At 44.4% G+C, this 25,472-nt stretch carries 19 protein-coding genes; 14 read left to right on the top strand and 5 right to left on the bottom strand.

What is annotated here, in order from left to right; all coding sequences use genetic code 11:
• Positions 1–438 precede the first annotated feature (438 nt).
• The 3 genes from C6Y39_RS09025 to C6Y39_RS09015 are packed head-to-tail and all read left to right on the top strand — an operon-like array spanning position 439 to position 3,192.
• Positions 439–1,323 (top strand): fructosamine kinase family protein, encoded by an 885-nt coding sequence (locus tag C6Y39_RS09025; RefSeq protein WP_105930954.1) that lies wholly within the window; start codon positions 439–441, stop codon positions 1,321–1,323.
• A gap of 49 nt (positions 1,324–1,372) precedes the next feature.
• Positions 1,373–2,122: a pteridine reductase gene (locus tag C6Y39_RS09020; RefSeq protein WP_105930953.1), complete on the top strand. Its 750-nt coding sequence runs from the start codon at positions 1,373–1,375 to the stop codon at positions 2,120–2,122.
• Positions 2,119–3,192, top strand: a complete 1,074-nt coding sequence (locus C6Y39_RS09015) for a DUF3080 family protein (protein ID WP_105930952.1) — start codon at positions 2,119–2,121, stop codon at positions 3,190–3,192. Before C6Y39_RS09020 ends, C6Y39_RS09015 begins: the two co-directional genes overlap by 4 nt.
• Positions 3,193–3,337: 145 nt before the next feature.
• On the opposite strand, the gene C6Y39_RS09010 is transcribed toward C6Y39_RS09015, so the two are convergent.
• Together C6Y39_RS09010 and C6Y39_RS09005 are read right to left on the bottom strand one after the other, a co-directional pair.
• Positions 3,338–4,609, bottom strand: coding sequence for a mechanosensitive ion channel family protein (locus C6Y39_RS09010; RefSeq protein WP_105930951.1), 1,272 nt, complete (start codon positions 4,607–4,609; stop codon positions 3,338–3,340).
• A 145-nt stretch (positions 4,610–4,754) separates the two neighbouring features.
• The gene (locus tag C6Y39_RS09005; RefSeq protein WP_105930950.1) at positions 4,755–5,381 is read right to left on the bottom strand and encodes a CPBP family intramembrane glutamic endopeptidase; all 627 of its coding nucleotides are present in this window, start codon (positions 5,379–5,381) and stop codon (positions 4,755–4,757) included.
• 382 nt (positions 5,382–5,763) lie between these two features.
• Here C6Y39_RS09005 and C6Y39_RS09000 point away from each other — a divergent pair, with 382 nt between their 5' ends.
• From C6Y39_RS09000 to C6Y39_RS08950, 11 genes are all read left to right on the top strand, one after another.
• Positions 5,764–6,597 carry a MurR/RpiR family transcriptional regulator gene (locus tag C6Y39_RS09000; protein ID WP_105930949.1) on the top strand — a complete coding sequence of 278 codons (834 nt, stop codon included), beginning with the start codon at positions 5,764–5,766 and terminating at the stop codon, positions 6,595–6,597.
• A 152-nt stretch (positions 6,598–6,749) separates the two neighbouring features.
• The gene (locus C6Y39_RS08995) at positions 6,750–7,313 is read left to right on the top strand and encodes a DUF924 family protein (protein WP_105931442.1); all 564 of its coding nucleotides are present in this window, start codon (positions 6,750–6,752) and stop codon (positions 7,311–7,313) included.
• A gap of 185 nt (positions 7,314–7,498) precedes the next feature.
• Positions 7,499–8,758, top strand: coding sequence for an amidase (locus tag C6Y39_RS08990; RefSeq protein ID WP_105930948.1), 1,260 nt, complete (start codon positions 7,499–7,501; stop codon positions 8,756–8,758).
• 117 nt (positions 8,759–8,875) lie between these two features.
• Positions 8,876–10,453 (top strand): gamma-glutamyltransferase family protein, encoded by a 1,578-nt coding sequence (locus C6Y39_RS08985; RefSeq protein WP_105930947.1) that lies wholly within the window; start codon positions 8,876–8,878, stop codon positions 10,451–10,453.
• 70 nt (positions 10,454–10,523) lie between these two features.
• On the top strand, positions 10,524–11,342 hold the full coding sequence (locus C6Y39_RS08980) for a sulfite exporter TauE/SafE family protein (protein ID WP_105930946.1): 819 nt from the start codon (positions 10,524–10,526) through the stop codon (positions 11,340–11,342).
• 10 nt (positions 11,343–11,352) lie between these two features.
• Positions 11,353–12,633 (top strand): pyridoxal-phosphate-dependent aminotransferase family protein, encoded by a 1,281-nt coding sequence (locus tag C6Y39_RS08975; RefSeq protein ID WP_105930945.1) that lies wholly within the window; start codon positions 11,353–11,355, stop codon positions 12,631–12,633.
• Positions 12,626–13,861, top strand: a complete 1,236-nt coding sequence (locus C6Y39_RS08970; RefSeq protein WP_105930944.1) for an allantoate amidohydrolase — start codon at positions 12,626–12,628, stop codon at positions 13,859–13,861. Before C6Y39_RS08975 ends, C6Y39_RS08970 begins: the two co-directional genes overlap by 8 nt.
• A gap of 137 nt (positions 13,862–13,998) precedes the next feature.
• Entirely contained in the window at positions 13,999–14,364 is a 366-nt protein-coding gene (locus tag C6Y39_RS08965) for a cupin domain-containing protein (RefSeq protein WP_105930943.1), read from the top strand.
• Positions 14,365–14,602: 238 nt separating this feature from the next.
• Positions 14,603–16,051, top strand: a complete 1,449-nt coding sequence (locus tag C6Y39_RS08960; protein WP_105930942.1) for a uracil-xanthine permease family protein — start codon at positions 14,603–14,605, stop codon at positions 16,049–16,051.
• 242 nt (positions 16,052–16,293) lie between these two features.
• On the top strand, positions 16,294–18,681 hold the full coding sequence (locus C6Y39_RS08955; RefSeq protein ID WP_105930941.1) for a TonB-dependent siderophore receptor: 2,388 nt from the start codon (positions 16,294–16,296) through the stop codon (positions 18,679–18,681).
• Between the two features lie 126 nt (positions 18,682–18,807).
• On the top strand, positions 18,808–19,926 hold the full coding sequence (locus tag C6Y39_RS08950) for a purine nucleoside permease (RefSeq protein ID WP_105930940.1): 1,119 nt from the start codon (positions 18,808–18,810) through the stop codon (positions 19,924–19,926).
• Positions 19,927–19,963: 37 nt separating this feature from the next.
• On the opposite strand, the gene C6Y39_RS08945 is transcribed toward C6Y39_RS08950, so the two are convergent.
• From C6Y39_RS08945 to C6Y39_RS08935, 3 genes are all read right to left on the bottom strand, one after another.
• Complete coding sequence (locus tag C6Y39_RS08945) at positions 19,964–21,967, bottom strand: ATP-binding protein (RefSeq protein ID WP_105930939.1); 2,004 nt, start codon at positions 21,965–21,967, stop codon at positions 19,964–19,966.
• Positions 21,968–22,180: 213 nt separating this feature from the next.
• On the bottom strand, positions 22,181–23,101 hold the full coding sequence (locus C6Y39_RS08940; RefSeq protein ID WP_105930938.1) for a diguanylate cyclase: 921 nt from the start codon (positions 23,099–23,101) through the stop codon (positions 22,181–22,183).
• 186 nt (positions 23,102–23,287) lie between these two features.
• Positions 23,288–25,393 carry a two-component system response regulator gene (locus C6Y39_RS08935; protein WP_105930937.1) on the bottom strand — a complete coding sequence of 702 codons (2,106 nt, stop codon included), beginning with the start codon at positions 25,391–25,393 and terminating at the stop codon, positions 23,288–23,290.
• Between the last annotated feature and the right edge of the window lie 79 nt (positions 25,394–25,472).

Genomic DNA, 25,472 nt, shown 5'->3' with positions numbered 1-25,472 from the left:
TTTAATTCCTTTACAGTGGTGACGCCTACTCTGCGCCACATGCATCTTTTTGAAAAATTTAAGCGTGCGCAATGGCACCCGTACATTGCTCTTTGTAAAAGCAAGGGGTGGATTATAACTAGTGTAGGTTCAACTTCAATATTCAAAAGCCGTTCTTGACCAAATAATGGGTGTTCGGTCTTTAAATTAATTATTTTGAATTAGGATTTGTGCATTTATCGTTTTCTTATCCCATACTTGACGTAAATGCGATAGGTCTTCGTGAGGCTGCTCTTATTTGATGATTTTTTAGTTGTCGATTGTACAAGCCTCGCAGTCGCACCTATTGTGAGATGGACGTCACAGCGCATAAAAGTAAGGTTAGTGAAATCGGATATAGTGAAACCGGATTAAGCAGCAAGCTCAACTTTTTCAAAACATAGCGTACAGAGCGTTTATATGTGGCATTTTATTAGCGAGCATATTTCAGACGAGACTCAGCAGTTTTTTAGCTGCCAGAAAGCCGAACGGGTAAGCGGCGGCGATACCCACGACAGTTTTATTATTAAAGACAGTACGCATCGCTATTTTGTTAAAACAAGACGCTACGACGATACGCAGCAACTATTCCTTGAAGCTGAGGGGCTTAAAGCAATAGCAAGCTCACAAACTATTGCTACCCCACGTGTTATTTGCCACGGCATAACCAAAAACGAAACGCCCAACATGGAGTATTTGGTCCTTTCTCATATTCGATTTATTGAACCAAGCACCGAGAGCTACTTCACCCTTGGGCAGCAATTAGCGTCGCTGCATGCCCTTAATGCGTATACTAGCTATGGCTGGCCTCACGATAACTATATTGGTGCTAACGTTCAAACTAACGGTCGAATGGCGTCTTGGGCTGACTTTTTCGCCGAAAAGCGTATTGGCAGTATGCTGGAGCGCCTGGCTATAGCTGGGCTTTGGGATAAAAAAGAGGGCAATATCGATGATATTGTTACTCATGTACGGAACCTCCTTAGCCTACATCAACCCCACCCTTCACTACTACACGGCGACTTATGGGCTGGAAATGCTGGTTTTAATAACAAGGGGCCTGTCTTGTTTGACCCAGCGGTATATGTGGGGGATGGCGAAACCGATTTAGCCATGGCAGAGCTGTTCGGAGGTTTTCCCCAACCTTTCTTTGATGGCTACCATACACACACACCTATCGAAAAAAATTACCAATTAAGAAAACCAATCTACCAGCTTTACCATATTTTAAATCACGGGTTATTATTCGGCGCACATTACATAGCACAAGCAAAACAGCTTTTAGACGATATCTACAGGTCTTAAAGACGCTAGAACCGCCGAACGCGAATTTGAAATAGAGAGCACTTAAATTATGACAGACTCAGGCCCTGTTGCACTGATTACCGGGGCAGCGAAGCGTATTGGTGCAGCCATGGCAACGCGTTTACACAGCGAAGGCTTTCGCGTAATTATTCACTATGGTCACTCAAAAGACGATGCACACACCCTTGCACAAAAACTCAATGACATCCGCCCGGAGTCTGCCACCTGCTTGCAAGCTAACTTGTGCGATAGCGAAGATGTGAAAGCCCTAAGCGAAAATGCAGTAAACGTATGGGGGCAACTGGATGTACTTGTTAACAATGCATCGAGTTTTTACCCTACTCCAATTGGCAGTATTTCAGAGGAAGACTGGCTGTCTTTGGTAGGAAGTAATGTGAAAGGGCCTTTGTTCTTATGTCAAGCGTTAGCCCCTGCGCTTAGAAAAGCGAAAGGCTGCATCGTTAATATGGTAGACATGCACATTGACCGCCCATTACCCAAACACAGCGTTTATTTGCTGGCAAAGTCGGGGCTTGCCTCGCTCACACAGTCACTAGCCATAGATTTAGCCCCCGATATTCGGGTAAATGGTATAGGCCCTGGCGCAATACTCTGGCCAGAGAGAGAAATGGAAGACGATGAAAAGGACAAGTTATTGTCGAGTATTCCCTTAGGAGAACTAGGTAAACCTGAGGATATTGCTAAAACGCTTTCATTTTTAATATCGGCGTCTTATGTCACCGGTCAGATTATTTTTGTAGATGGTGGACGAAGCCTATACACAGGAGCATCGGCATGAAAAAGCCTGCGCGTAACGGGGTAGTACGCTGGGGTGCGGTCACTATTGCTGCGCTATCACTGGTAGGCTGCTTTGGCAGTACTACCGTAAAACACAGCTTAGAGGACTATGCTGAACGGGTTTCTCGGGTACTCGACATGCCTCTTCCAGCGCTATTTGAGAAAGGTATTGTAAAGCCATTACCTAAATTAACTGACTCAGCTACCCTTAAACACAATATTGAAGGTATAAGTATAAACCTGCGAGAATTCTATGCGCTGCAAGATTGTGAGTTAGGAACGGTGGTGGCTGAACGCAATACATCGTTAGGTAAAAGTCAGCTACCTTCACAACGGTTGGTTCATGAAAGTAAATTGCTTACTGTGTTGAGAGACTGTGAAGCAGCATTGAAGGAAACACAGAACAATGCCACCAGTAAACTCGCCAATACAATAGCGTCTTGGCGCGAACAAAAAACGTTAGATTACGGCAAGACATGGGGAAATCTTATTCAGGGAAGCCAAGAGTTGCGCCTGGCCCTAAATACGCCTGAACGCTTGCTGTCTATCGAAAACAACAAAGACGCGTTATCAAGCATAAATGCGCTCTTTTACCTGAATACGTTAAACAGTGCAGAAACCTTTGAAAACCCCATAGATAGCACTGAACTGGAAGAGCAATTACAAATTATACGCAGTGCGCGTTTGCCAGCCACGCTGTGGCAAACGCAGCAAACGCTAACTGATGCATTGTCTGAACTTACCCCTGTATTAACCGCAAAGCTTGCCGCAGTAAGCTGCCCTAACGGCAGAGCCAGCGACCAAGCTGAAATACTGCGTAATGTGTTTTATCTCTTTTTTATCGAACAAATACAGCCAGTAGGCAGCTTGGTTAATCAATATCACTACAAGCTAATACCTTTGTGGGATGCGTGGATTGACGACCCTTCGTTACATAACGACCTTAAAGAATACATAGAGTCCCAAGCAAAAGAAGGCTTTGAACAATACAGCCAGGCAATGCAAGCACATGTTAATCTGTGGCAACAGTTTTTAGGCCGCTGTAACTTATCGCCTGTTGCCCCTAGCTGATACAAATCGACGCTACGTTGCACAACATACATTAAAGAAAACAGTGGAAGGCTGCTCACAGACGCGCCCTGAAAAGCGCATCGCCAAGTAAAGTGACAAGTACAGCTATAATAATAAAAAGCCGCTGTGAAAGCGGCTTGTTTAACTAAAGAATATTCTCCCCTGCCTCGGGATCTCTTGAGTTCCGTGCCTGTTCTCTTATTTCATGCGCGTCAGACGTTACGTCATCTTCACCCTGCTGAGCCTTAACCAGATTTTTAGCGGCGCTTGTTTTTGAGTTCTGCTTATCCTTTCTCTCATCATCAGCGTCGGCATTCATAGCAATTGCCCCCCTAGTCTTGTCGTCACTTTTCTCGTCGCGCTTATCATTTTTGGGTTTTGCAATCTCGTTGCTAGGCTGGTTATTCGCATCACTTTGCGATGTTAGTTGAGACGATGATTTTTCTGTTTGCTCATTTTCATCGGTAATATCTTCGATTCTAGCTGTATTGGCACCTTTCACGGTTAACCCCTGAGGAAATATAATTTCCCGCGCATCGTCAGGCATGCTAATACCGGCTTCAAGAAAGGCTAGCGTAATGTTCCGCATTAATACCGATGACATTTTGACCACGCTGGTTTTCTCTACATCCACCCAAAAGTAAACTTTCAAATTGTAAGTGGAAGAGCCTAGCTCATCGATAAGTATTTGTGGTTCAGGGTCGCGAAGTACGTTTTCCTGCCCTATGGTGATTTCACGTGCCATTTGTTGAGCATGTTGTATGTCTGCATCATAGCCAACGCCCACAACGAATTGCCCCCGCATAAGCGGGTTAGCGGTAAGATTTTTGATAACGCCTTTGTAAATAGTGGCGTTAGGAATTTGAATATGATTGCCATCGAAATCTACTAGTGTTGTAGCCCTGGCGGTGACCTTTTGAATAATGCCCGTAAAGTCATTAACCTGAACAATATCGCCAATTTTAAAAGGGCGTTGAATAGTAAGCAGCAAACTAGAAATAAAGTTTTCAGCAATATCTCTAAACGCAAAGCCTAGTATAAGGCCAACAACGCCTGTTCCGCTTACCACTGCAATAGCAAACCCAGTAAGCCCTGCCAGAAACAAAAACAAATAGATGCCAAGCAAAATGAGCACTAAGCTTACGCTTCGCTGAATAACTGATCGCAGCAGTGGTGACGTTGTTGTTCGGGTAAGAGGCTTAACCAGAACCTTGGCAACATAGGGTGCCAGCAATATAAACACCAACATGACTACCACACCGAGAGCTAGACCGGGCAAACGATAGACAAAATTATTCCAGAGCTCAGTAAGTAAAGATTGGGCGTTAGATAAACTTGTTACACCGCCGCCTTCGGCACTTTGCATGAAGGTAGAGAAAGGTGAGAGCCACTGAATCGATAATATCGTTGATAACATAACCTAGTTCCTTGGTACGATGTTGTGTGCATTTGCGGATTGTTCTAGCTTCTAATTAAACCAAGTCGGATATAGCCCGTCGCGTCTATTAAAGCAGTGTAAACAGGTATTCTCAGCGCAATTACAGAAAAGTATGTAAAACGTATTACGCCGCTACAACGAGATAAGATCCCAGTCCTATTGTGAAAAGAAAACTTCCCCAGATAGCATGCTCAATAACCACCACTGGCGTTGAGTTTGTATGCATGTAGCGATAGCCGAATATCGCGCCGCCTATCCAAGACACCACCACCGCAACCCAGTTCCCATAAACCAAGTGAGCGAGTCCAAATAGGAAGGTACTTAACGCCCATCTCGCATATTTAGACGGCAAAATGCGCTTATAACGATGAAAGAAAAACGTTCTAAATATGATTTCTTGGGGAATAACTGAAACTATCGGGTAAATGAGCAGCGTGGCTACCCACATCCAAGGCTGATTCATAGGCCAATGCAAAAACAACTCTGGTTTTAAAAAGTAAACCACTAGCGCAAGCAAGCTCGCCCACGGTAAAAATAGCCGTAGTGTGCTTTTCAAATGAATTTTATAGTCGTCCCAATGCCATAATTTAATGCGCTTAAATTGTTTGTCCGCTAACAAAATAGCCAGACAACAAAGCCCCATAATGCCCAAAATTGGCATGAGGTAGTCTGCAAAATGTTTAATCCAATACAGCACGGCAAAGGGAACCGCCACAAATAGCAAGATCAATTCAGACCACAGCTTTGCCACAACACACCCCTTCTAAAAACGCTAGCCGTAAGCACCCTGTTCGTCTTGAACAGGCAAGTGCGAAACAACAAATTAATTACCAACTGATGACAGTTTTATGAATATTCTCTGTATATGAAATTGTAGTGCCAAAATGGCAGGTACAGTGAATTAATTGATTGCAACTTTAGCCTATATGCCAAAGCTGATAAGTAAGCGTTTAATTTCCATAAACTTTTACTTTAGCTTTGCCTTGAATAGCAGTTAACTAACGACAAGGATGAATAAAAAATCACGATATAAATCTATGAATAGAGGCTAGCTAGACTTCTAAACTCAGGTAGTGTTTGTACAACGCACAAAAGTCGTGAAATAATTGCACAAGATGTATAAGGCGAAACCAATGACAAAAAGCAGCCCTAGCGACGTTTTAAAACAGATTGAAAAACACTACGCATCACTCTCTCCTTCAGGCCAATCGATCGCGCATTATATTCAGCAAAATCCTATTGCGGTGCTTAGCCAATCCATATCACTTATTGCGGAAAAAACAGGTACATCAAAGGCAACGGTAAGTCGCTTTTTTCGACAGCTAGGTTTCGACTCTCATCAGCAGGCAAAAGATGCACTGGTGCAGCTAAGGGAACAAGGCGTTCCGGTAGTTAGCCCTTCAAGTGGTGTATTGCAGCACGAGAGCGACAGCAAAAATCTGGCGAACACGTTTGAAGGCACGTCACCCGCTGCATTAAACGAGATAGCAGAAATACTTGCTACTGCCCAACAAGTCACATTAATAGGGTTTCGAAACGCCTATCCTATCGCCCTTCATTTCAGGCAACAGCTTAAACAGATTCGTACTTCTGTTCGCGTATTGCCGCAGCCAGGGCAAACGTTGAGTGAAGATATTATCGACTTAACAGAGAATGACGTTGTTGTTTTATTTGGGTTTCGCCGCAGAACGCGCCAGTTTAAATATGTTCTAAATAGTATTAAACATTGCAAGACGGTACTTATTACCGACCCAACAGGGCAAGGCTACAGACAGGATGTTGACCACTTGCTGATAACGCATATTGGCGGAGATTCACCGTTTGACAGTTACGCCGCGCCCATGAGCCTCGTAGCTTCGTTGTGTAACTTAACTTACGAAGTGTTAGGTAGTGCAGCTGCAAACCGAGTGGATGCCATTACCGACATTTATATACAGATGGATGAATTAGAGGATCCTAAGCGCTGACACTTCCATTCGTACGCTTTTTGAGCAATACTACTAAAATCAGTAGCAGGTATTTTTTATTTTTCAAGCGAAGAAGGAACTTTCTAGCTAAAAAATAGGTATAAGTGAAATTAACGTTAATTTTGCTGCTTAGACGTGTTGTTGGAGTAGAAATGGATAAAACACAAGTGGTCATGGAAGAAGCTAACGGTGTGTTAGATTTTTGGTTCGGGGAACTTTCGCCCGAACAATGGTTTAAAGAAGACGCTGCGGTTGATAAAACCATCACGTCTCGATTTTCTAAACTGCGTTTAGCTGCCTTAAACGGCGAACTATGGCCTTGGCGTGCAACCCCCACTGGTCGCCTTGCAGAAATCCTACTTCTTGATCAATTTTCCCGAAATATATTTCGGGGTCATGCCGATGCCTACAGCGCCGACAACATTGCTTTAATATTGGCACAAGAAGCGGTAAGCGTTGAGGCCGATAAAGTGCTTACCCCACAGCAACGCACATTTTTGTATATGCCCTTTATGCACAGCGAGTCCCTCGCTATTCATGATGTAGCCCTTGAACTATTTTCACAGGAGGGGCTAGAGCAAGCCTTCACTTTTGAAAAGCGACACCAAAACGTGATAGAGCGCTTTGGTCGATATCCGCATCGAAACAAGGTGTTAGGTCGTGAATCAACCCAGGATGAAGTTGCCTTTCTAAAAAGTACCCCTAAAGGATTTTAAGGGGATAGGGCTGCTCTTTCGAAGCGCCCTGCTCGTAAGCGGTTTTTTTGCATTTTCCATCATTCATCACATTTTTGGTCCAGTGTCCGCCGAGAAGGTAACAAACGTTTCCTCTTGACTTTTTTATGAAACATATGTTTCATAGAGAAACTAATAAAAGTAAAAAATGATGTTAAGAACGCGCTGTGAGCTCACCTTTTGTAATCAAGCCCTGTGACAAACGATATGAGCAGGCAATTAAATCTTTAGAAACCTCGTCTTGTAAGAACAGCAGTAATGCCAAAAACCTTGCAACAGACGATGCTTTACTTAGCGGCCTGGGCCTAGCGGTAAAAGACTTGTTTCATGTGAAAGGTCTGCCAACGGCAGCGGGTAACCCAGACTGGGAAGCCACTCACCTGGTACCAGAAACTACGAATTGCTGTGTAGCAAATATGCTTAGTGCAGGTGCCACATTCAAAGGGAAAACCATTACCGACGAGCTAGCCTACAGTTTACATGGTCAAAACAAGCATTATGCTTCGCTAGTAAACCCGACTGCACCGGCGCATATTCCGGGCGGCTCTTCATCTGGCTCGGCGGTGGCGGTTAGCGCTCACCTTGCAGACATCGGGCTTGGAACAGATACAGGTGGCTCCATTCGCGTTCCATCAAGTTATCAAGGTCTATGGGGGCTTAGAACTACTCATGGGCTCATACCTTGCGACAACATGGTCGCGCTTGCACCATCATTCGACACAATCGGGTGGATGACAAGAGACCTTGATACACTGCAAAAGGTCGCTGAGGTATGCATAGCCGGTGCGTCTGCAACTGGTATATCTCCAAACAACGAAAAGCAGACAGCAATTGGTGATGCCCCCTGTTTTGGGGTAGCTACTCATTTATTTGAGAACGCGGCCCATGGAGCACTGTGTAAAACATGGTTACATAAGCTTGCAGAAAACAATAAGCACATGGCGTTATCTGCCGATCAGTTAGACCTTCAATTTTTACAAACCGCTGCGACTTTTCGCACATTACAAGGGGCTGAAATTTGGCAGCAGCACGGCGAATGGATTGAGACAACTCAACCCAATATCGCCGACGATATTATGTTGCGCTTGAATTGGTGTAAAACCATAACAACACATGCTGTACAACAAGCCAAAGCGCAGCAAGAAGTGGTGATTAACCAGTTAAATATGCTCTTTGAGCAAATTGATGTATTGGTAATTCCCACAACACCAGGCGTTGCACCTCGATGCGACGCCGATGAAATGACATTGGCAAATGATAGAAACGCGCTTCTTGCGCTTACCGCAGTAGCGGGGCTTGCTGGGCTACCTCAGCTTCATTTGCCTTTATTTACCCTACATAACGCTCCATGCGGTTTATCGCTTGTGGGCAAAAAAGGCAACGATCTTGCACTTCTCGCGTTAGCCAAAAAGCTGACCACTGGCTAAACGTGTATCGCACACGCTTACTGGGCTTTCTCGCTAATTTAGAAAGCAAAAGGAAGAATATTACGCAGCGTTTATAACAAGACGGCTGCCGTTGCTGAATTTTCGAAGGATATAACAATGAGTGAAAAACCAAACATCGCATTTACCGCTCCACACTATGCTGCATCTCAAGTGGGATTGAACATACTAGAAAAAGGCGGTACAGCAATTGAGGCAATGGTAGCGGCTGCGGCGTCTATCGCCGTTGAATACCCGCACATGAATGGGATGGGTGGCGATGGCTTTTGGCTTATCAGCGAACCAGGCAAGCCCCCCATTGGCATTGATGCATCAGGCGTTGCTGCGAAAGGTGCAACCCCTTCGTTTTACGAGGGGCTAGATGCAATTCCAAGCAGAGGCGGTAAGTCTGCACTTACTATGGCAGGTGCAGTAGCAGGCTGGAAAAAAGCCCTTGAGATAAGCCGCGAATGGCAAAGTGAAATGCCGTTGAGCACATTGTTTGATACCGCTATAAGCCAAGCCAATTGGGGAATAGAAGTTACACAAAGTTTGGTTGATGCCAGTAACAAAACTTTCGATGAGTTAAGTACCGACGAAAATTTTGCTCAGTTTTTAATAAAAGGCAAAGCCCTTAAAAAAGGGAAGATCCTAAAACTTACCAAACTCTCTGAAACCTTAGCCCATTTGGCTGAGAAGGGCTTAGATGATTTTTATCACGGTGAACTTGCTACAAAACTTGCTGAAGACTTAGAAGCCGCTGGCTCCCCTATTCGTCTTGAAGACTTTAAAGAGTACGAAGCAAAAATTGTTGAACCCTTATCGGTATCGACCAGCAAGGGTAAGCTATATAACTTGCCAGCGCCTACTCAGGGTGTGGCTTCATTAATTATTTTAGCGCTCTACGACAAAGTTCAACATCTTGGCAGTACCGATGCAGATATGGTGCACTTACTCATTGAGTGCACCAAGCAAGCTTTCATTGCACGTAACGCAAATGTGACTGACCCATCGCGTACGCCTGTAAATTTACAAAGCCTATTGAGTGACGACGCTCTGGAAGTGATGGCAAAGCGCATCTCTTTGCATAAAGCGTTGCCATGGCCTCATGAGGCAAAACACGGCGACACAATATGGATGGGATGCTGTGATTCACAAGGGCGAATGGTGAGCTACATTCAATCGCTTTATTGGGAGTTTGGTTCAGGCGTGGTCAGCCCGCAAACCGGCATTGTGTGGAACAACCGCGGCACCTCATTCTCACTTGATCCTTCTAGTAATCAGTACCTAGCGCCGGGGTTAAAACCGTTTCATACATTGAACCCAGCATTCGCTGAACTCATTGATGGTCGCCGAATGAGCTACGGCACTATGGGTGGTGAAGGACAGCCGCAAACTCAAGCCGCCTTGTTTGCTCGCCACATCTATCATGGGCAGCCTATCGCCAAGGCGATTTCATTAGGCCGTTGGCTGCTTGGAAGAACTTGGGGCGATCAAAGTCACAACTTAAAAGCAGAAAGAGATCTTGTTGAATACGTAGGTGAAAGCCTGGTCGCTCGGGGCCATGACATGGTGACGGTAGATCCATGCAACGAGCTAATGGGTCACGCGGGCGCGATTATTCGCGACACTGAAGGCACAGTAACCGGAGCCAGCGACCCACGTAGCGACGGTAAAGCTTATTTAGGACATCGCTAGCACACCTTACTTTTGCCTAAGAGTTTAAGTAACAACTATCAGTTAATCATTTAATCGAGAAATAAATTACATGCAGTTTTTAATGGATAACCTTACGGTTATATTGTCTTTAATAGGTACTGGCGTATTTGCGGGTTTGTTAGCGGGTATGCTCGGTGTAGGTGGCGGCATCGTTATTGTGCCGGTGCTGTTCTTTTTGTTCCAAGCGTTGGGGGTATCCCCCGAGAGCGCAATGGTTGTAGCAACAGCAACATCGCTAGCGACTATTGTGCCCACCTCAGTAAGCTCTATTCGCGCTCACCACGCTAAAGGTAACGTTGATTTCGAATTACTTAAGGCCTGGGCCATATTCATACTTATCGGCGTACTGGCAGGAAGTTATTTAGTAACCGTAGTAAACCCTACGTTTCTCACTTTACTGTTTGGCGTAATTGCAACGCTTTCAGCAATCAACATGCTTATTGGTAAAAAAGACGCGCTGTTTCAGGGTCTTCCCGGACGCGTCGGGCAATCAATTATGGCCAGCTGTATCGGCTTGTTTAGCGCTATGGTAGGTATTGGTGGTGGCACACTTACTGTTCCTACTCTGACTTTTTGTAACTATCCCGCTCACAAAGCAGTGGGTACAGCAGCGGCAGTAGGCTTAATTATCTCCCTTCCTGCAGCGTTAACCTTACTTTTTGTTGGTGCAACTCCTGCAGATGCGCCTTATGCCACCTTCGGTTATGTAAACTTGTTAGGCTTTGCCTGCATTGTGCCACTAACCGTGCTGTTCGCTCCGGTAGGCGCAAGCATTGCCAACAAGCTAGATGCGGGGCTACTTAAGAAAATCTTCGCCGTTGTTCTAATCATTACAGGCTTGCGCATGTTAGCGCAAGTGCTTATCTAGGAGTGCTCTCATGTCTAACGAAATGGCTAAAAGAACAATTAATGGTGCTTTAGCACCTTTATCTCCACCTCCCCGTTTGTTAATGGGCCCGGGCCCCATCAACTGCTACCCGCGTGTTTTAAGCGCTATGTCTACCCAACTCGTGGGGCAATACGACCCTGTCATGACCGGATACATGAACGAAGTCATGCAGCTTTACCGCGATGTCTTTAATACCAAAAATCAGCAGACCTTTTTGGTTGATGGCACGTCGCGCGCTGGCATCGAAGCCGTATTGGTGTCAGCTATAGAGCCTGGCGATAAAGTGCTAGTGCCTATTTTCGGGCGCTTCGGGCATTTGCTTGCCGAAATTGCAGAACGCGCCGATGCAGAAGTGCATACCATAGAAGTGCCGTGGGGCGAGGTATTTACGCCTGAGCAAATTGAAGCTGCGGTTAAAGAAGTGAAACCAAAGCTCTTGGCTATTGTGCAAGGTGATACGTCTACAACCATGCTTCAACCTTTGGCCGACATTGGCGCTATTTGTGAAGAACATAACGTCTTGTTCTATTGCGATGCCACAGCTTCTATAGGCGGCAACCCGCTTGACGCGGATGCATGGAAGTTAGATGCAGTGTCAGTGGGCCTGCAAAAGTGCTTAGGTGGCCCATCGGGTAGCGCGCCAATTACGCTTAGCGACAAGTTCGTTAAAACCGTGCGTACTCGCCACCATGTAGAGGCCGGTATTCGCGACGCGCATCACGAGTCAGCCCGCGGACCGAAAATTCGTTCAAACTATTTTGATTTGCCTATGATCATGGATTATTGGGGTGAAGAGCGTTTAAACCATCATACCGAAGCGGCCAGTATGCTGTATTGCGCCCGCGAGTGCGCTCGCCTGCATCTAGAGGAAGGCCAGCAAAACGTAATTGCCCGACATAAGGTCGCTGGCGATGCCATGCTAGCCGGTGTTCAGGCTATGGGGCTTAAACCTTTTGGCGACTTGAAACACAAAATGTACAACGTAGTGGGCGTATACATTCCAGACGGTGTACAGGGTGAAGAAATACGCGAAACCCTTTTGTTACGCTTCAACATTGAAATAGGCACCAGCTTTGGCCCTTTAAAAGGCAAAATATGGCGTATTGGTACCATGGGCTACAACGCCCGAGAAGATGCCGTACTGCATACGCTTCAATCGCTTGAAACCGTGCTGCGCATGCAAGGATTCAAGGCGCCGGCAGGCAAAGGAGTAGATGCAGCACTGGCCGTCTATGCAGACGCCAAACTTGCGGGAGCGACGAATGGGTGAGTTTGCTGAATTAGCAATTCAGGTTATGGCAAGGTGCGAAACATTAGGCACCTTAAGCCAAAATCCTTCCTGTCTGGACAGGCGCTATCTCACCGAACAGCATCGACTTGCAAATCAACTGGCCTCGGGCTGGATGATTGAAGCTGGTATGACGACGTGGCAAGACGCAGTGGGTAATATTTGGGGTCGCTACACCTCTAGCGTACCAAACGCCCCTCGGCTGATATTAGGTAGCCATTTAGATACCGTGCCTAACGGCGGTAAATATGACGGAATGCTCGGTGTTGTTGCTGCTATTTCGCTGGTCGCCATGTTCGATGGCACACAAACCAAGTTCCCTTTTCACATCGATATTGTGGGTTTTTGTGATGAAGAAGGCACACGATTTGGCACCACGCTTTTAGGCAGTCGAGCACTTACCGGAAAATGGGAAGACCAGTGGCGATTTTTAAAAGATGAAAACGGAATAAGCCTTGAACAAGCCATGGCGAACTTTGGTTTGAACTTCGACGCGGTAAACAGTGCCGCTATCGCTCGTACTGATATTTTAGGCTACTTGGAGTTACACATTGAGCAAGGCCCTGTTTTGGAGCAAGAAAACTTGCCAGTGGGCGTAGTCAGTGCAATTGCAGGTGCAAGGCGTTTTAATTTCACCGTTGAGGGCATGGCCGGCCACGCGGGTACAGTGCCAATGTCGATGCGAAAAGACGCGCTTTGTGCAAGTGCAGAAATGTTATTGGCGGTTGAGAATATCAGCCTACAACGCCCGGGCGTAGTAGCGACAGTGGGTAAAATTGAAAACGCGCCCAACGGCGTAAACGTTATTTCAGGTCGCACCCGCTTTTCGTTAGATATTCGTAGTGAAGACGATAACTTACGAGATTCTGTATTGGCAGAAATATTGCAAAAATTTGATGAGATTGCGCAAAGAAGGCAGTTGACGCTTAGTCGAGAACAAACCCACAGCGCGCCAGCAGTTCACTGCGATGAATATCTAAAAAAAGCGCTGGTGCGTGGTGTTGAGGAAAGTGAAATTGCGCCTCGGGTGCTGGCATCAGGTGCGGGGCACGACGCGATGGCGATGGCGGATATTTGTCCTGTTGCTATGTTGTTTACTCGGTGTAAAGGAGGCATTAGCCACCACCCGGCAGAATCAATAACTCACGATGATGTCGCCGCAAGTTTGTCTGTACTTTATAAAACCATTAGCAAATTACAGCATGCTTAGTTGTAACATTGGTTGAGCAGCACTTTTTAATTTTATAACAATGCTTTGCCTCAACAAACGCATATTCTGTGTTTGCAAAGCTTTGTGAGGTCTTCTTTTGCTCAATATTGAACCACTATAGTTTTAAAGGGTTAATAATGAAAATAACAAGGATTTACAACGATGAAGCAGGCAAAAGCCACTTTGGTGAAGTGGAGATTGCCCTAAAAGACGGAGGCCCTATCGGGATGCTTTCAGAGAAGTTTGGCGCAGATAAAATTATCTTTCGCGAAACGCCGGCAGACTACGACTTCAAATGGCATCCAGCCCCTGCTCGCCAACTGCTTTTCATTCTTAAAGGCCGAGCAGAGTTCACTGTATCAAGTGGCGAGCGCCACGTGTTTGGCGCCGGCGATGTGTTGTTACTGGAAGACACAGAGGGCGAAGGCCATTGTTCTCGCGCTATGTATAACGAAGTGCGCCATTCAATATTTGTTACCTTAGGTGAAGGCGTTACGCTGTAGAACGTATCTGTCATCCCGCATTCACGCTGATAGTTAAAGTGCGCCAGATTGGCGCATTTTTTTGTTATAGCACCAAGATGGGGCTTTTAAATCACCAGTACTATTCATTGCTGACAAAATAATTGTTTAACTTTCGTAAATTCAATCACTTAAAAAACCCTCACCATACAGACCATTTGGTCAACATCTTGCAGCATTCTCGTTTTATCTACCTTTTGCATGGAGTAAGGGAATAAGCATGTCTTCCAGCAACAACGAGTTAATATACGACTTACATGACAATCCAGCTTTGCTGCCCGCTCTTACGGCTGCCTTCCAGCATTTATTAGCAAGTTTCGTTGGGGTAATTACACCTACGCTTATTGTCACATCCTCGTTGGGTTTAACTGAACACACACCTTATTTAATAAGTATGGCGCTTTTTGTAAGCGGCATTGGCACAGCCATCCAAACTAAGCGAATTGGCCCGGTTGGCAGTGGTCTTGTGGCCATTCAAGGCACAAGCTTTGCGTTTATCAGCGCACTGATTTTGGCCGGCAGTCAGGTAAAAGCAAGTGGCGGAACCTCTGAGGATGTTCTGGCGCTGCTATTTGGGCTCACCATGGCGGGCGCGCTGGTAGAAATTGTATTCAGCCTTTTTGTAAGTCGGCTGCAACGCATTATCACTCCGCTTACCACCGGCATTGTTATTACTGCAATAGGTTTAAGCTTGATTAATGTGGGAATGACAGACCTTGCGGGAGGATTTAATGCAGATGATTTTGCCAGTACCGACAACTTGCTTGTAGGTCTGGGAGTCTTATTGATTATTGTATTTTTGAATGCAGCAACTAATCACTGGCTTCGATTAAGCGCTATTTTCATAGGCATGGCTGTGGGCGCAATTTATATCGCTTTAACCAAAGGGTTAGATTTTAACGGCTTATCTTCACTTTCTATTGTTGCCATTCCCACTCCGTTTGCCTATGGCATCGATTTCGACATCAATTTGTTCCTTCCTGTCGCGCTCATTTACTTATTTAGCGCAATAGAAACGGCAGGTGACCTTACGGCAAACAGTCTCTTCTGTAAGCAGCCAGTTAGCGGGCCTGTGTATTTAAAACGAATTAAAGGCGGCATTCTTGGTGACGGCGTAAATTCGTTGCTTGCCGGTATGTTCAATACGTTTCCCAACACCACATTTGGGCAAAACAACGGCGTGATCCAACTAACCGGAATCGCCAGCCGTAAAGTCGGCTTTTTCGTTGCTGGGCTATTTGTGTTTATAGGGTGCTTCCCCATTGTTGGCGGCGTTTTACAAGCAATACCGAAACCGGTTTTGGGCGGCGCGACCTTGGTTATGTTTGCCATGGTAGCCGTGGGCGGTTTAAAACTCTTGGCGAGCTATGCGCTTGATAGACGCAGTAGCCTAGTCACTGCTTGCGCGTTAGGCATAGCCATTGGCGTAATGATGGTGCCACAGGCGCTTGCGCAACTGCCTAGCTGGCTTGAAAATATTCTTCTATCGCCTGTTACTTCAGCAGGGCTTACCGCGGTCATCTTAGAATTAACCTTACCTGGTAAAAAGGTGAACGATATCAGTGAGATGAAGCCTACCCAGAAATCATCTACTCCTGTAAGGGCCATTGTAGGAATGCAGACAAAAGCGGAGGACGTCTCCTCCCTTTTTAGTGCAAAAGCACGCTAAAAATCACCTCAACGGTGCAAGCATATTAAAAACCTTATTTATTAACATAAAAACAACAATATAAGAACAACATTATATTTTTAAATCCATATAATTCAGCAACTTATAGGCAGGTTAAAAGTTGACCAATTGGTTAAGTAGTTGGCATTTATCCTGCTAAACCTCTTGCATTACAGCAAGACGCAGTAGAAATACCGCGTTAATAAAGCCCTAAAAGGGCAAATAAAAATAATGAGGAAACCATGAAAAACACTACATTCAAATTATCTCCTCTGGCAAAAGCATTAGCGATAACAACTGCAGTAGCATTGTCGTCACCCGCATTTGCTCAAGAAGAGAAAGAAGTTAAAGAGAAAGATGTTGAAAAGATTCAGGTCACTGGATCACTTGGCAGCTTACCAGGCCAAGACGTTGAGTCTGTATTCGGGTTCGGCAAATCTATTCTTGAAACACCGCGCTCTGCCTCAACCATTTCGCAAGAGCAGATGGAGCGTTTCAACGTTTCTGACATCGATGAATTGGTTGCTTTTGCACCAGGAACATTCACACAGTCTTTCTTTGGTGTAGCCGGTTCACTAGACGTACGTGGTACGCCTGGTGAAGTTTATTTTAGAGGCGTTCGCCGCTTGGACAATCCCGGAAATTATCCGACGCCAATAGGTGCTTCAAGTAGTGTTGACATAGTTCGTGGTCCTGCCTCTCCTATTTACGGACCTGCTAAAATTGGCGGTTATCTAAACTTTAATCCAAAATCGGCAAAAGTAGGAAGAGGTCAATATTTAGATAGTCCGACTGGCCAGTTCTCTTACACTACAGGCTCATGGGACAAAAATGTACTGACTGCTGAAGTTGGTGGCCCTGGAAAATTAGGTAGTAAGGATCTTGGTTACTACATCTATGCTGAACAAGAAAACTCAGACTCTTATTATCGTAATAGCGAAACCGACCAAACAGTGGTTCAAGCGGCGTTCGATATGGACCTGACCGATAACCTTAGTATTGAGTTTGGTGGTATGTATCATAAGTATGATGGTAACCAAAATGCTGGTTGGAACCGCGTTACTCAAGATTTAATAGATAACGGAACATATATTACGGGCAATGCAAAACCCTTAGATGCGGACGGCGATGGCAGCATTAGTCACTTTGAATACTTCGCTGCAAACCTTTTCGTTGAAGTCGATCCTTTAACAGAAGACGGCTCTAGTTTTAGTGACGAAATGGCTTTGGTAGATGTAGGTGCAGCTCAATTGGGTCGTGATCAAACACTTATAGCGGCTGATGATGTACTAGAAAATGAAGTAACGACATTTTACTTCGATATGATTTATTTCGCAGATAATTGGGAGTTAAAAAACCAATTTTTCTATGAAAGTTATGAAAACCTAAACGAAAATGCATACGGTTTCTCTCAATCTCATGACGCTTACGTAATTGAAGACAAAGTTGTATTCGCCACCGAATATGAAAGCGATAGCTTATTCGCTCAATTCCAAGTCTCGCCATCTATTCGATACACAGATTTTGAAAGCGGTGATGATTTCATAAATGAATTTTTTGATCGTCGCGATCTTACTGGCCCTTCAACCGCTTTGGACAGACGCTTACTTGCTACACGTGCAGGCTTTGGCTATTCGAACTATGACATAGGAAACTATCTTAATTTGGGTCTAGCAGCAATGACAGACCTTACTTGGGAAAATGGTTGGAACATAGTTTTAGGTTTGCGCTATGACTCTGTAGATGTTGAAAGTACAACTCCTGGTGGCATTACTTTGTTTGGGGGTGATGAAGATGTAACTGCGGAAGACAAAGAAGATGGGATCTCATGGAACGCAAGCGTTTCCTACAAGACAGAGTTCGGACTTATTCCATACATTACAGTGGCTGAACAAGCAACGATCGTTGCAGGACAAGGCGCAAATATTGACGTAGAAAATATTCCAGGTGGTTTTTTCGATACGTCTGAGCTTTTCGAATACGGTGTTAAAGGGTCATTCCTAGATGACAGCCTTTACGTCGCTTTATCAATATATGAGCAAGAGCGAACAGACATAAACGCACAATCTACTGTTACAAATAACACCACGTTGAACGAAGGTACAGAGTTTGAGTTACGTTGGGTTGTTAATGAACAATTGGTATTAACCGCTGTTTACACCAATATCGAAGTAACCAACTTGACTGTACTAAACGGCGGAGGCTTCCAGTTCGGATTCTTCGGCGCAGAAGATTTTGCAAATATTGACGATCCTTCTATTTTCTATGGAGGCACACCAAATGGTAATACGGCATACGGCAACCTTTCTGCTATCAAAGCCGGCATACCAGAAAACACTTACGGCTTAACGGCTACCTATGATTTCTTAAACGGATATGCTGCAAGCCTGAGTGTGGTTAATGCTGATGAAGTTTCGTCAGGATTCTCTGGTGCGGTCACACTACCTTCATATACTCTAGTTAATGCAGGTTTGTCGTATCAAGCGGAAGACTGGAGTGTGAATTTAACGGTTAAGAACTTAACTGACGAAGATTACTTCCGCTCAAACTTCCCAGATTTATTTGGTAGCCAAATAGTACTTCCGGAACTACCTCGTCATTGGAATGCTAAATTTACCTACACATTCTGAAGAATTTTGCCTTTGTAAATTAGTGTTTTTCGGTAAGCGCCGGAAAAGCAGTGTTTGTATTCAGGCTTAATGTTTTTTCGTTTTAGAGCCCAGTTCAATACTGGGCTCTTTTTTAGGATTTTCCCCATGCATATTGCTCTTCAAAAAACTGTTAATTTCTTCAATCCTCTTTTAGTTTTCACCATATTGCTTAGCTTTTCATTTACTGCAACGTCGGCAGAGGTTAATGCTCATGGCATAAAACCGATGAAAGTGAAGGTGGTCATCGTGAGTATGTTTGAAATTGGAGAGGACGAAGGCGATGCACCGGGCGAGTTTCAACTATGGAAAACCAGGCAGGCGCTAACTACGCGATATGCTGTCCCACATGGCTTCCACGATATTTACGCTAACGAAGAAACCGGTGTAATTGGGCTGGTTACAGGGATGGGAATTGCGCGGGCTTCTGCTGCCATTATGTCGTTAGGTTTAGATAATCGGTTCGATCTTAGCCAAGCCTATTGGTTGGTGGCTGGTATAGCGGGCGTGGACCCCGCCGACAACACTATTGGAAGTGCTATTTGGACCGATTATGTTGTAGACGGTGACTTGGCCCATGAAATTGATGCACGAGAAATACCTGCTGACTGGGAAACGGGGTACTTCCCGCTGTTTACCCATGCTCCCTACGACAATGCTGACGCGGTAGATACAAGCAATAGCCCTAACGGCGAAGTATATGCACTCAACATTCCCCTCGCAAAATGGGCTTTTGCTCTTACAAAAAATACCAAGCTTTTAAATAACGAAGCAATGGACATTTTAAGAGCAAAGTATACACATTCACCGCGAGCAAAGGCTTTACCTAGTGTATCTATGGGTGCACATTTATCTGCCTCTACGTTTTGGCACGGCGAGAAACTTAACGCATGGGCGAATGATTGGGTCGCCTATTGGACGAAGGGAAAAGGAAATTTCGTTACGTCAGGAATGGAAGACTCCGCAACCCTTCAAAGCTTAACTTATCTAGATAATGCAGGGCTTGTAGATAAAGATCGACTTCTCATCTTACGTACTGCGAGCAATTTCACGATGCAGCCTCCAGGTTTAGGTGCTGCAGAAAATCTAAAACGTGAAAGTTCGGGGGATGGCTATGCCGCGATGGGCGCAGCAATAGAGGCCGCATATCGGGTGGGCTCTCAAGTAACCGACTACATCGTTAAGCACTGGAGTGAAGTGCAACATTCAATACCTAACGCACAGTAAAAGCCAAAACCGCTTAGTATAAAAAGTTATGTTGCTGCTAAGCGGTGATGGACTTTGCGTTCAATGCTACCCTAACCTGCGCCGTAACATCATTTTGTACAACGGGTTTTGAAAGAAAATCAGCCATTCCCGCTTCGCTACAGCTAACTTTATCTTCGGCTGTAGTGTTAGCGGTTACGGCAACAATTCTTCCGTATTTTGATAGTAGGCCTTCTTGCTTAATAATTTTCGTTGCGCTCATCCCATCGAGCACTGGCATCGCACAGTCCATAAAAATGAGATCGTATTTCTTCGCCCGGGCCATTTCGACGGCAACCTCGCCATTATCGGCTTCATCTGGTACGTAGTTAAATTTTTCAAGCATGGAGGCGAGCACAAGGCGGTTAATATCGTTATCATCAACAACCAATATATTTAGCGGTATGTTAAGAAGCTCCGATGATAGCTCAACGTCGCTTTTCACCTCTTTTTCTAGCGACGCCATTTCAACAGGTATCGCTATATCAAAACATGTCCCCATACCAACTTTTGAACGAACCTCTAGCTCGCCGCCCATTTTCTCAATAAGCTGATTGACGATAGACAACCCTAAGCCATTACCGTTTAACTCTTCAGACGCACTTGCCCTATCGTTCTGGAATGGTCTGAATATGCGAGACAAAATATCCTCATTCATACCCACCCCCGAGTCTTCAATTGAAGCGAGTAAAACAGGAATATTGCTCTGTTGTTTAAGCGTAATTTGAATGGAGATGTAACCTTTAGAGGTAAACTTAACGGCGTTTGACAGCAAGTTAGTAAGGACTTGGCTTATCCTTGCAGCATCTCCGTTTACATAAGTTTTTTCGTCAAATGACAGAACCGCATACAGCCTAATTCCTTTATCTGCGCATCTACCTTTGAACACGTCGACGATATCTTCGGCCAGCGAACGCACACAGAAATCGCTGTAGCTTAGCGAGAATTCGCCATTTATTATTGAGGTATAATCGAGTACATCGTTTATCAAAGCCAAAAGGCGGTCAGCGCTGTGCAAAGCAATATCGGCTTTTTTAATACGCACATTGTCTTTCTTTTCAAACCTAATTGCCTGAAGCATGCCAGTGATTCCATTAAGAGGAGTCTTTAATTCATGACTGATCCTTGAAAGCAATAAGCCTCGCTCTTTTGAAGCAGCTTCGGCTTCTTTGCGGCGAGCATCAAGCTCCAGCCTGAGTTGCACTGATTTGTTCACATTCTGGCAAGTACCAAATAAGCGAGTACACCTTCCGTTTTTAAACTCTGCCATTCCATGAGTTTCAATCCAAACCGAGTTTCCCTTGGCAGATATTAACTCAAGAGTTGCAGACCAAGGCTCTCCAGTTTCAATAGTATGGGAAACAATCCGACTAATTTCATCCCTGTTAAAACCTTCTTTATAGAAACTAATTGCGTCTTCTATCGTAGGTTTGAAATCATCACTCACCTCATGGATGCGCCGCGTTTGGGATGACCAAGTGAGAACATCATTGATAATATCTACTTCCCAAGTTCCTATGCTCGCAACGCTTTGTAGCTTTTCGTAGAGGGTATTCTGATGAGACTCCCCTTTTTCTAACTCAAATTTTTCTAACGTGACGGCTAAACAGTCGTCTAAAAGTGCGACTTTATCAAGGTTAACTGGCAAATCTGGGCATGCATTAATAAACACGAGGAAAACGTGTTGCCCATCCAAATTGTGAACGCGACCACGTATATATTTTTCAGCGTTAAAATAAGTCGTAAACCATTGCTTGAAGCCCGTAGAGGCTTTTGCGCTATTTGCTGGAAAACTATTTTCAATGGGGATACAGGAAGCAAACGATGGTAATGTTTTGAAATTAGGCGGGTAAGCAGATGATGCTTTAATAACAACATCAACAGCTTCATCTTCGATTTGCAAAAGCAAGCCTTGGAACACACCCAAGGTGTCGCACCCACGTTGAACAAGGTTGGATAAAGATGTTTTGAGCTGCTCTTCCAACTTAAAATTTAAACTCGACTGCTCGTCAAAATAAATCATCTTCCGATTCCTACGCTTAACACTCGTTATCCAAAGTCACCAACAAACGCCAAAACGCATATAATGCGAAATATTGTTATCTGCGTTAAATAATAGCTTGGGTTAGTGGTGAAGGATATTAAACAATAGGATAGGTAAAACGTAACGCTTTAAAAAAAATTTAATCTGTGCTGAGGCCTGTTGAGCCTCGTTAACACTAAAGTTTAACGGTACTTATCCTTTCGCTTGATTTCTACCACGCTCTTTGGCTTCAAAAAGAGAAATGTCGGCATCTTCAACAAGAGCGGAGTAATCATCGTCAACTACATCTGCAGCCTTCCAAACCGCAAACCCAGCGCTTATTGAGACTCGCCCTTCTATGCCCTTGCCGTGTGGAATGCTAGCGTTAGTTACCGCTTCGACCAATTGTTGTGCGACAATTTTTGTCCCTTGGTAATCGATATAAGGTAACAGTACTAAGAACTCCTCTCCTCCAAATCGGATAACCGCATCCTTCGGACGTTTGACTGTGTCTGAAATAATTTTCGCCACTTTTTGGAGACAAAGATCTCCCTCTAGATGCCCATAGTTATCGTTGAAGAGCTTAAAATAATCAATATCGATCATTATTGCCCCAATATTGCTTTGATCTCTAGCAACCTGCCTTATCAGTAGCGGAATTTCTTTAGTCAAGTACGTACGATTATAGAGACCTGTTAGCTGATCATGAAACGTCATTTTTTCTAGAAACTCAGTTCGAAGCTTATTTTGAATATGCGTTTTGATGCGATGGGTTAGTGTAGACGCATTGACTGGTTTCATAACGAAGTCGGACGCGCCAACCTCCCAACATGCATTTTCACTTTCCACATCCAAAGTAGAGGTTACAAAAATAACAGGGATTTGACTGGTAACAGGTGATTGTTTGAGAGTCTTACATACTTCCAAGCCGTTAATATCAGGCATATTCATGTCTAGCAGTACTAAGTCTGGCGCATTTTCAGCACAGTATAAAAGTGCCTCGTGGCCAGATTCAGCCGTCGTGCAGCGAAATACGGGTTCTAATATCGACTCCAAAAGCATTCGACTTATCGGCTCATCGTCAACGATAAGAACATTACATTCTGTGTAGGGCTTAATTTCTTGTAAATTCATTAAATTAGGTAATCTTTACTGATAAGACAGTAGGGCCGGACTGCAAGTAACCTTAGAAGAATCGATTATAACGTACCTGAGTTTAACATTATCAATTTACAAATCTATTGAAAATTCAGGATTTTATTCCTCGTCTTGCGTATTTATAAAGGATAGGGCTTTAAACAACTAGTAAAAAAGTACACATCAGGCGACTGCAGTACCGTCCACATACTTTGCGAAAAAATGTTCCATTTCAAGTGGTCTACACATGAAATATCCCTGGCCAAGTTGACAACCCAGAGCTTTCAGTCCATTAAAATGGGATTGAGTCTCGATTCCTTCCGCCACTATTTTTAATCCAAGGCTCTGCGCTAAATTTACAATCGCAGTGACGATATCATGAGATTGTATATTTTTGTCCATATCTATGACAAAAGAGCGATCTATTTTAAGTACATCTATCGGAAACTGTTTTAAATAAGATAAACTGGAATATCCCGTACCGAAATCGTCGAGGGCTATAGTCACACCTAGCGCCGATAATTCATTGAGTACAATTTTCGTTTGCTCAAAATCATTCATTAATGCTGACTCTGTAACTTCGAGTTCTATTGATGAAGGGTTAATTCCAGCATTATTGATGATCTCCTTAACCTCATTAGCAAACCCTAGACTGGCTAATTGTTTGGCAGCAACGTTCACCGCGATCTTGACATCTTCCCCTTCTCTGCTGCAACGGGCAACAAACTCGCAGCTTTTTCGCAGAACCTGCCGTCCAATTTCATGAATTAGGCCAGTTTCTTCAGCCAGGGGAATGAAGTCATCTGGCCCTATTATATTGCCGTGCTGATCGCGTATTCTTACTAAGCTTTCCGCCCCGTGGATTTGCTTCGAGTCGAAATCGTATTTTGGCTGTAAAAAAATGACTAAGCCCTGACTTTCTATCGCTTGCCTTAGTTTTAGCTCTATTTCTATTCGTCGATGTATCTCTTGTTGAAGTTCATTAGAAAAGAAACTAAATGTATCTTTTCCTTTAGATTTAGAACGATACATTGCGCTATCTGCGTGGCGCATCATTTCCTCTGCATTTACCGCATCTTGTGGATAGAGACTGATACCTATACTCAGGCTAAGGCGATGCAACTGCCCATCAATGTCAATGGGCTCTCTACTTACTTGCAAGCAAGCCATTGCGAGGCCGTCCGCACTATAGTTAGCTTCCATTTCAGTTAGCAAGCATGCGAACTCGTCCCCTCCTACCCTGGCTAACGTAGATCCCGGGCCAACAATACGAGAGAGGCGTTTGGCAAAGGTTGAAATCACAAAATCCCCAACCTGATGGCCAAGACTATCGTTCAAGTATTTGAAGTTATCTATATCTAAAAGCAATAACGCAATACTTTGCTTTGATGCAAAACTTCGAGATACAGCTTGCTCGATTCGGTCGTGAAGCAGCACGCGGTTGGGCAGACCAGTAAGTTGGTCATGGTGTGTTAAATGTGTCATTTTTACAGACATTTCAAGCACTTCTGAGACGTCTTGAAAAACGGTCACAGCTCCGGCCAGGTCTCCCTTTTCATCGATAATCGGCGACGCCATATTTTCAATCCGAAAAGATTGCTCCTGACGACTTATCAATTCAGTATTCAGTGGAGCAGCAACAGGTCGTTTGACATCGAGTGCCATGATAGCAGGGTTTAGAAGCGGCGCATTTGTTACTGCATCCCGTAAATTCATAACCTCGCTAATGGGTCTAGATAAGGCATCTCTTTCGCAGTAGCCAGTCAAACGCTGAGCAACTGGATTGATAAATACAATCTCCCCTAAAGGGTTTGTTGAGATAACACCATCTGCAATTGACTTTAACGTAACGGAAAGCTGCTGTCTTTCTGCTTCTAATTTACTGTTAACCTGAGATAACATTTTCTTTTGCCGTTGAATTAGAAGATGATTTTTTACTCTCATTCTGCATAATTCAATATCAATTGGTTTAGAGATAAAATCAATCGCTCCAAGTGATAAAGCTTTACGTTCATTGGCATAATCGTTATGTGATGTGACAAAAATGACGGGAATCGAAGCTATATCTGGAGAGGACTTTAGCTGTTTGCATACATCAAAACCCGACAATTCGGGCATATTAATGTCCAATACAATTAAATCTGGACACAAACTTTTAATGAGGGAGAAGGCGTCGGTGCTTTTAGAAACAGTGCTAACCATAGCGAGCGGCTCCACCGCAGTTTGCAGCAGCAAAACAGTGGTTGGCTCGTCATCTATAATAACGACGGTTTGCTTTTCTTCTTCCATGAGAATATTCGCACCTCTTTAACTCATAATCATTCTAGTATCATCTGAGATACATAGAATAAAATTAGTCTTTAGTATA

This window comes from Alteromonas gracilis, assembly GCF_002993325.1.
Classification (GTDB): domain Bacteria; phylum Pseudomonadota; class Gammaproteobacteria; order Enterobacterales; family Alteromonadaceae; genus Alteromonas; species Alteromonas gracilis.
The sequence above is the reverse complement of the archived record's forward strand: the minus strand, read 5'-3'. Positions and strand labels throughout refer to the sequence as shown.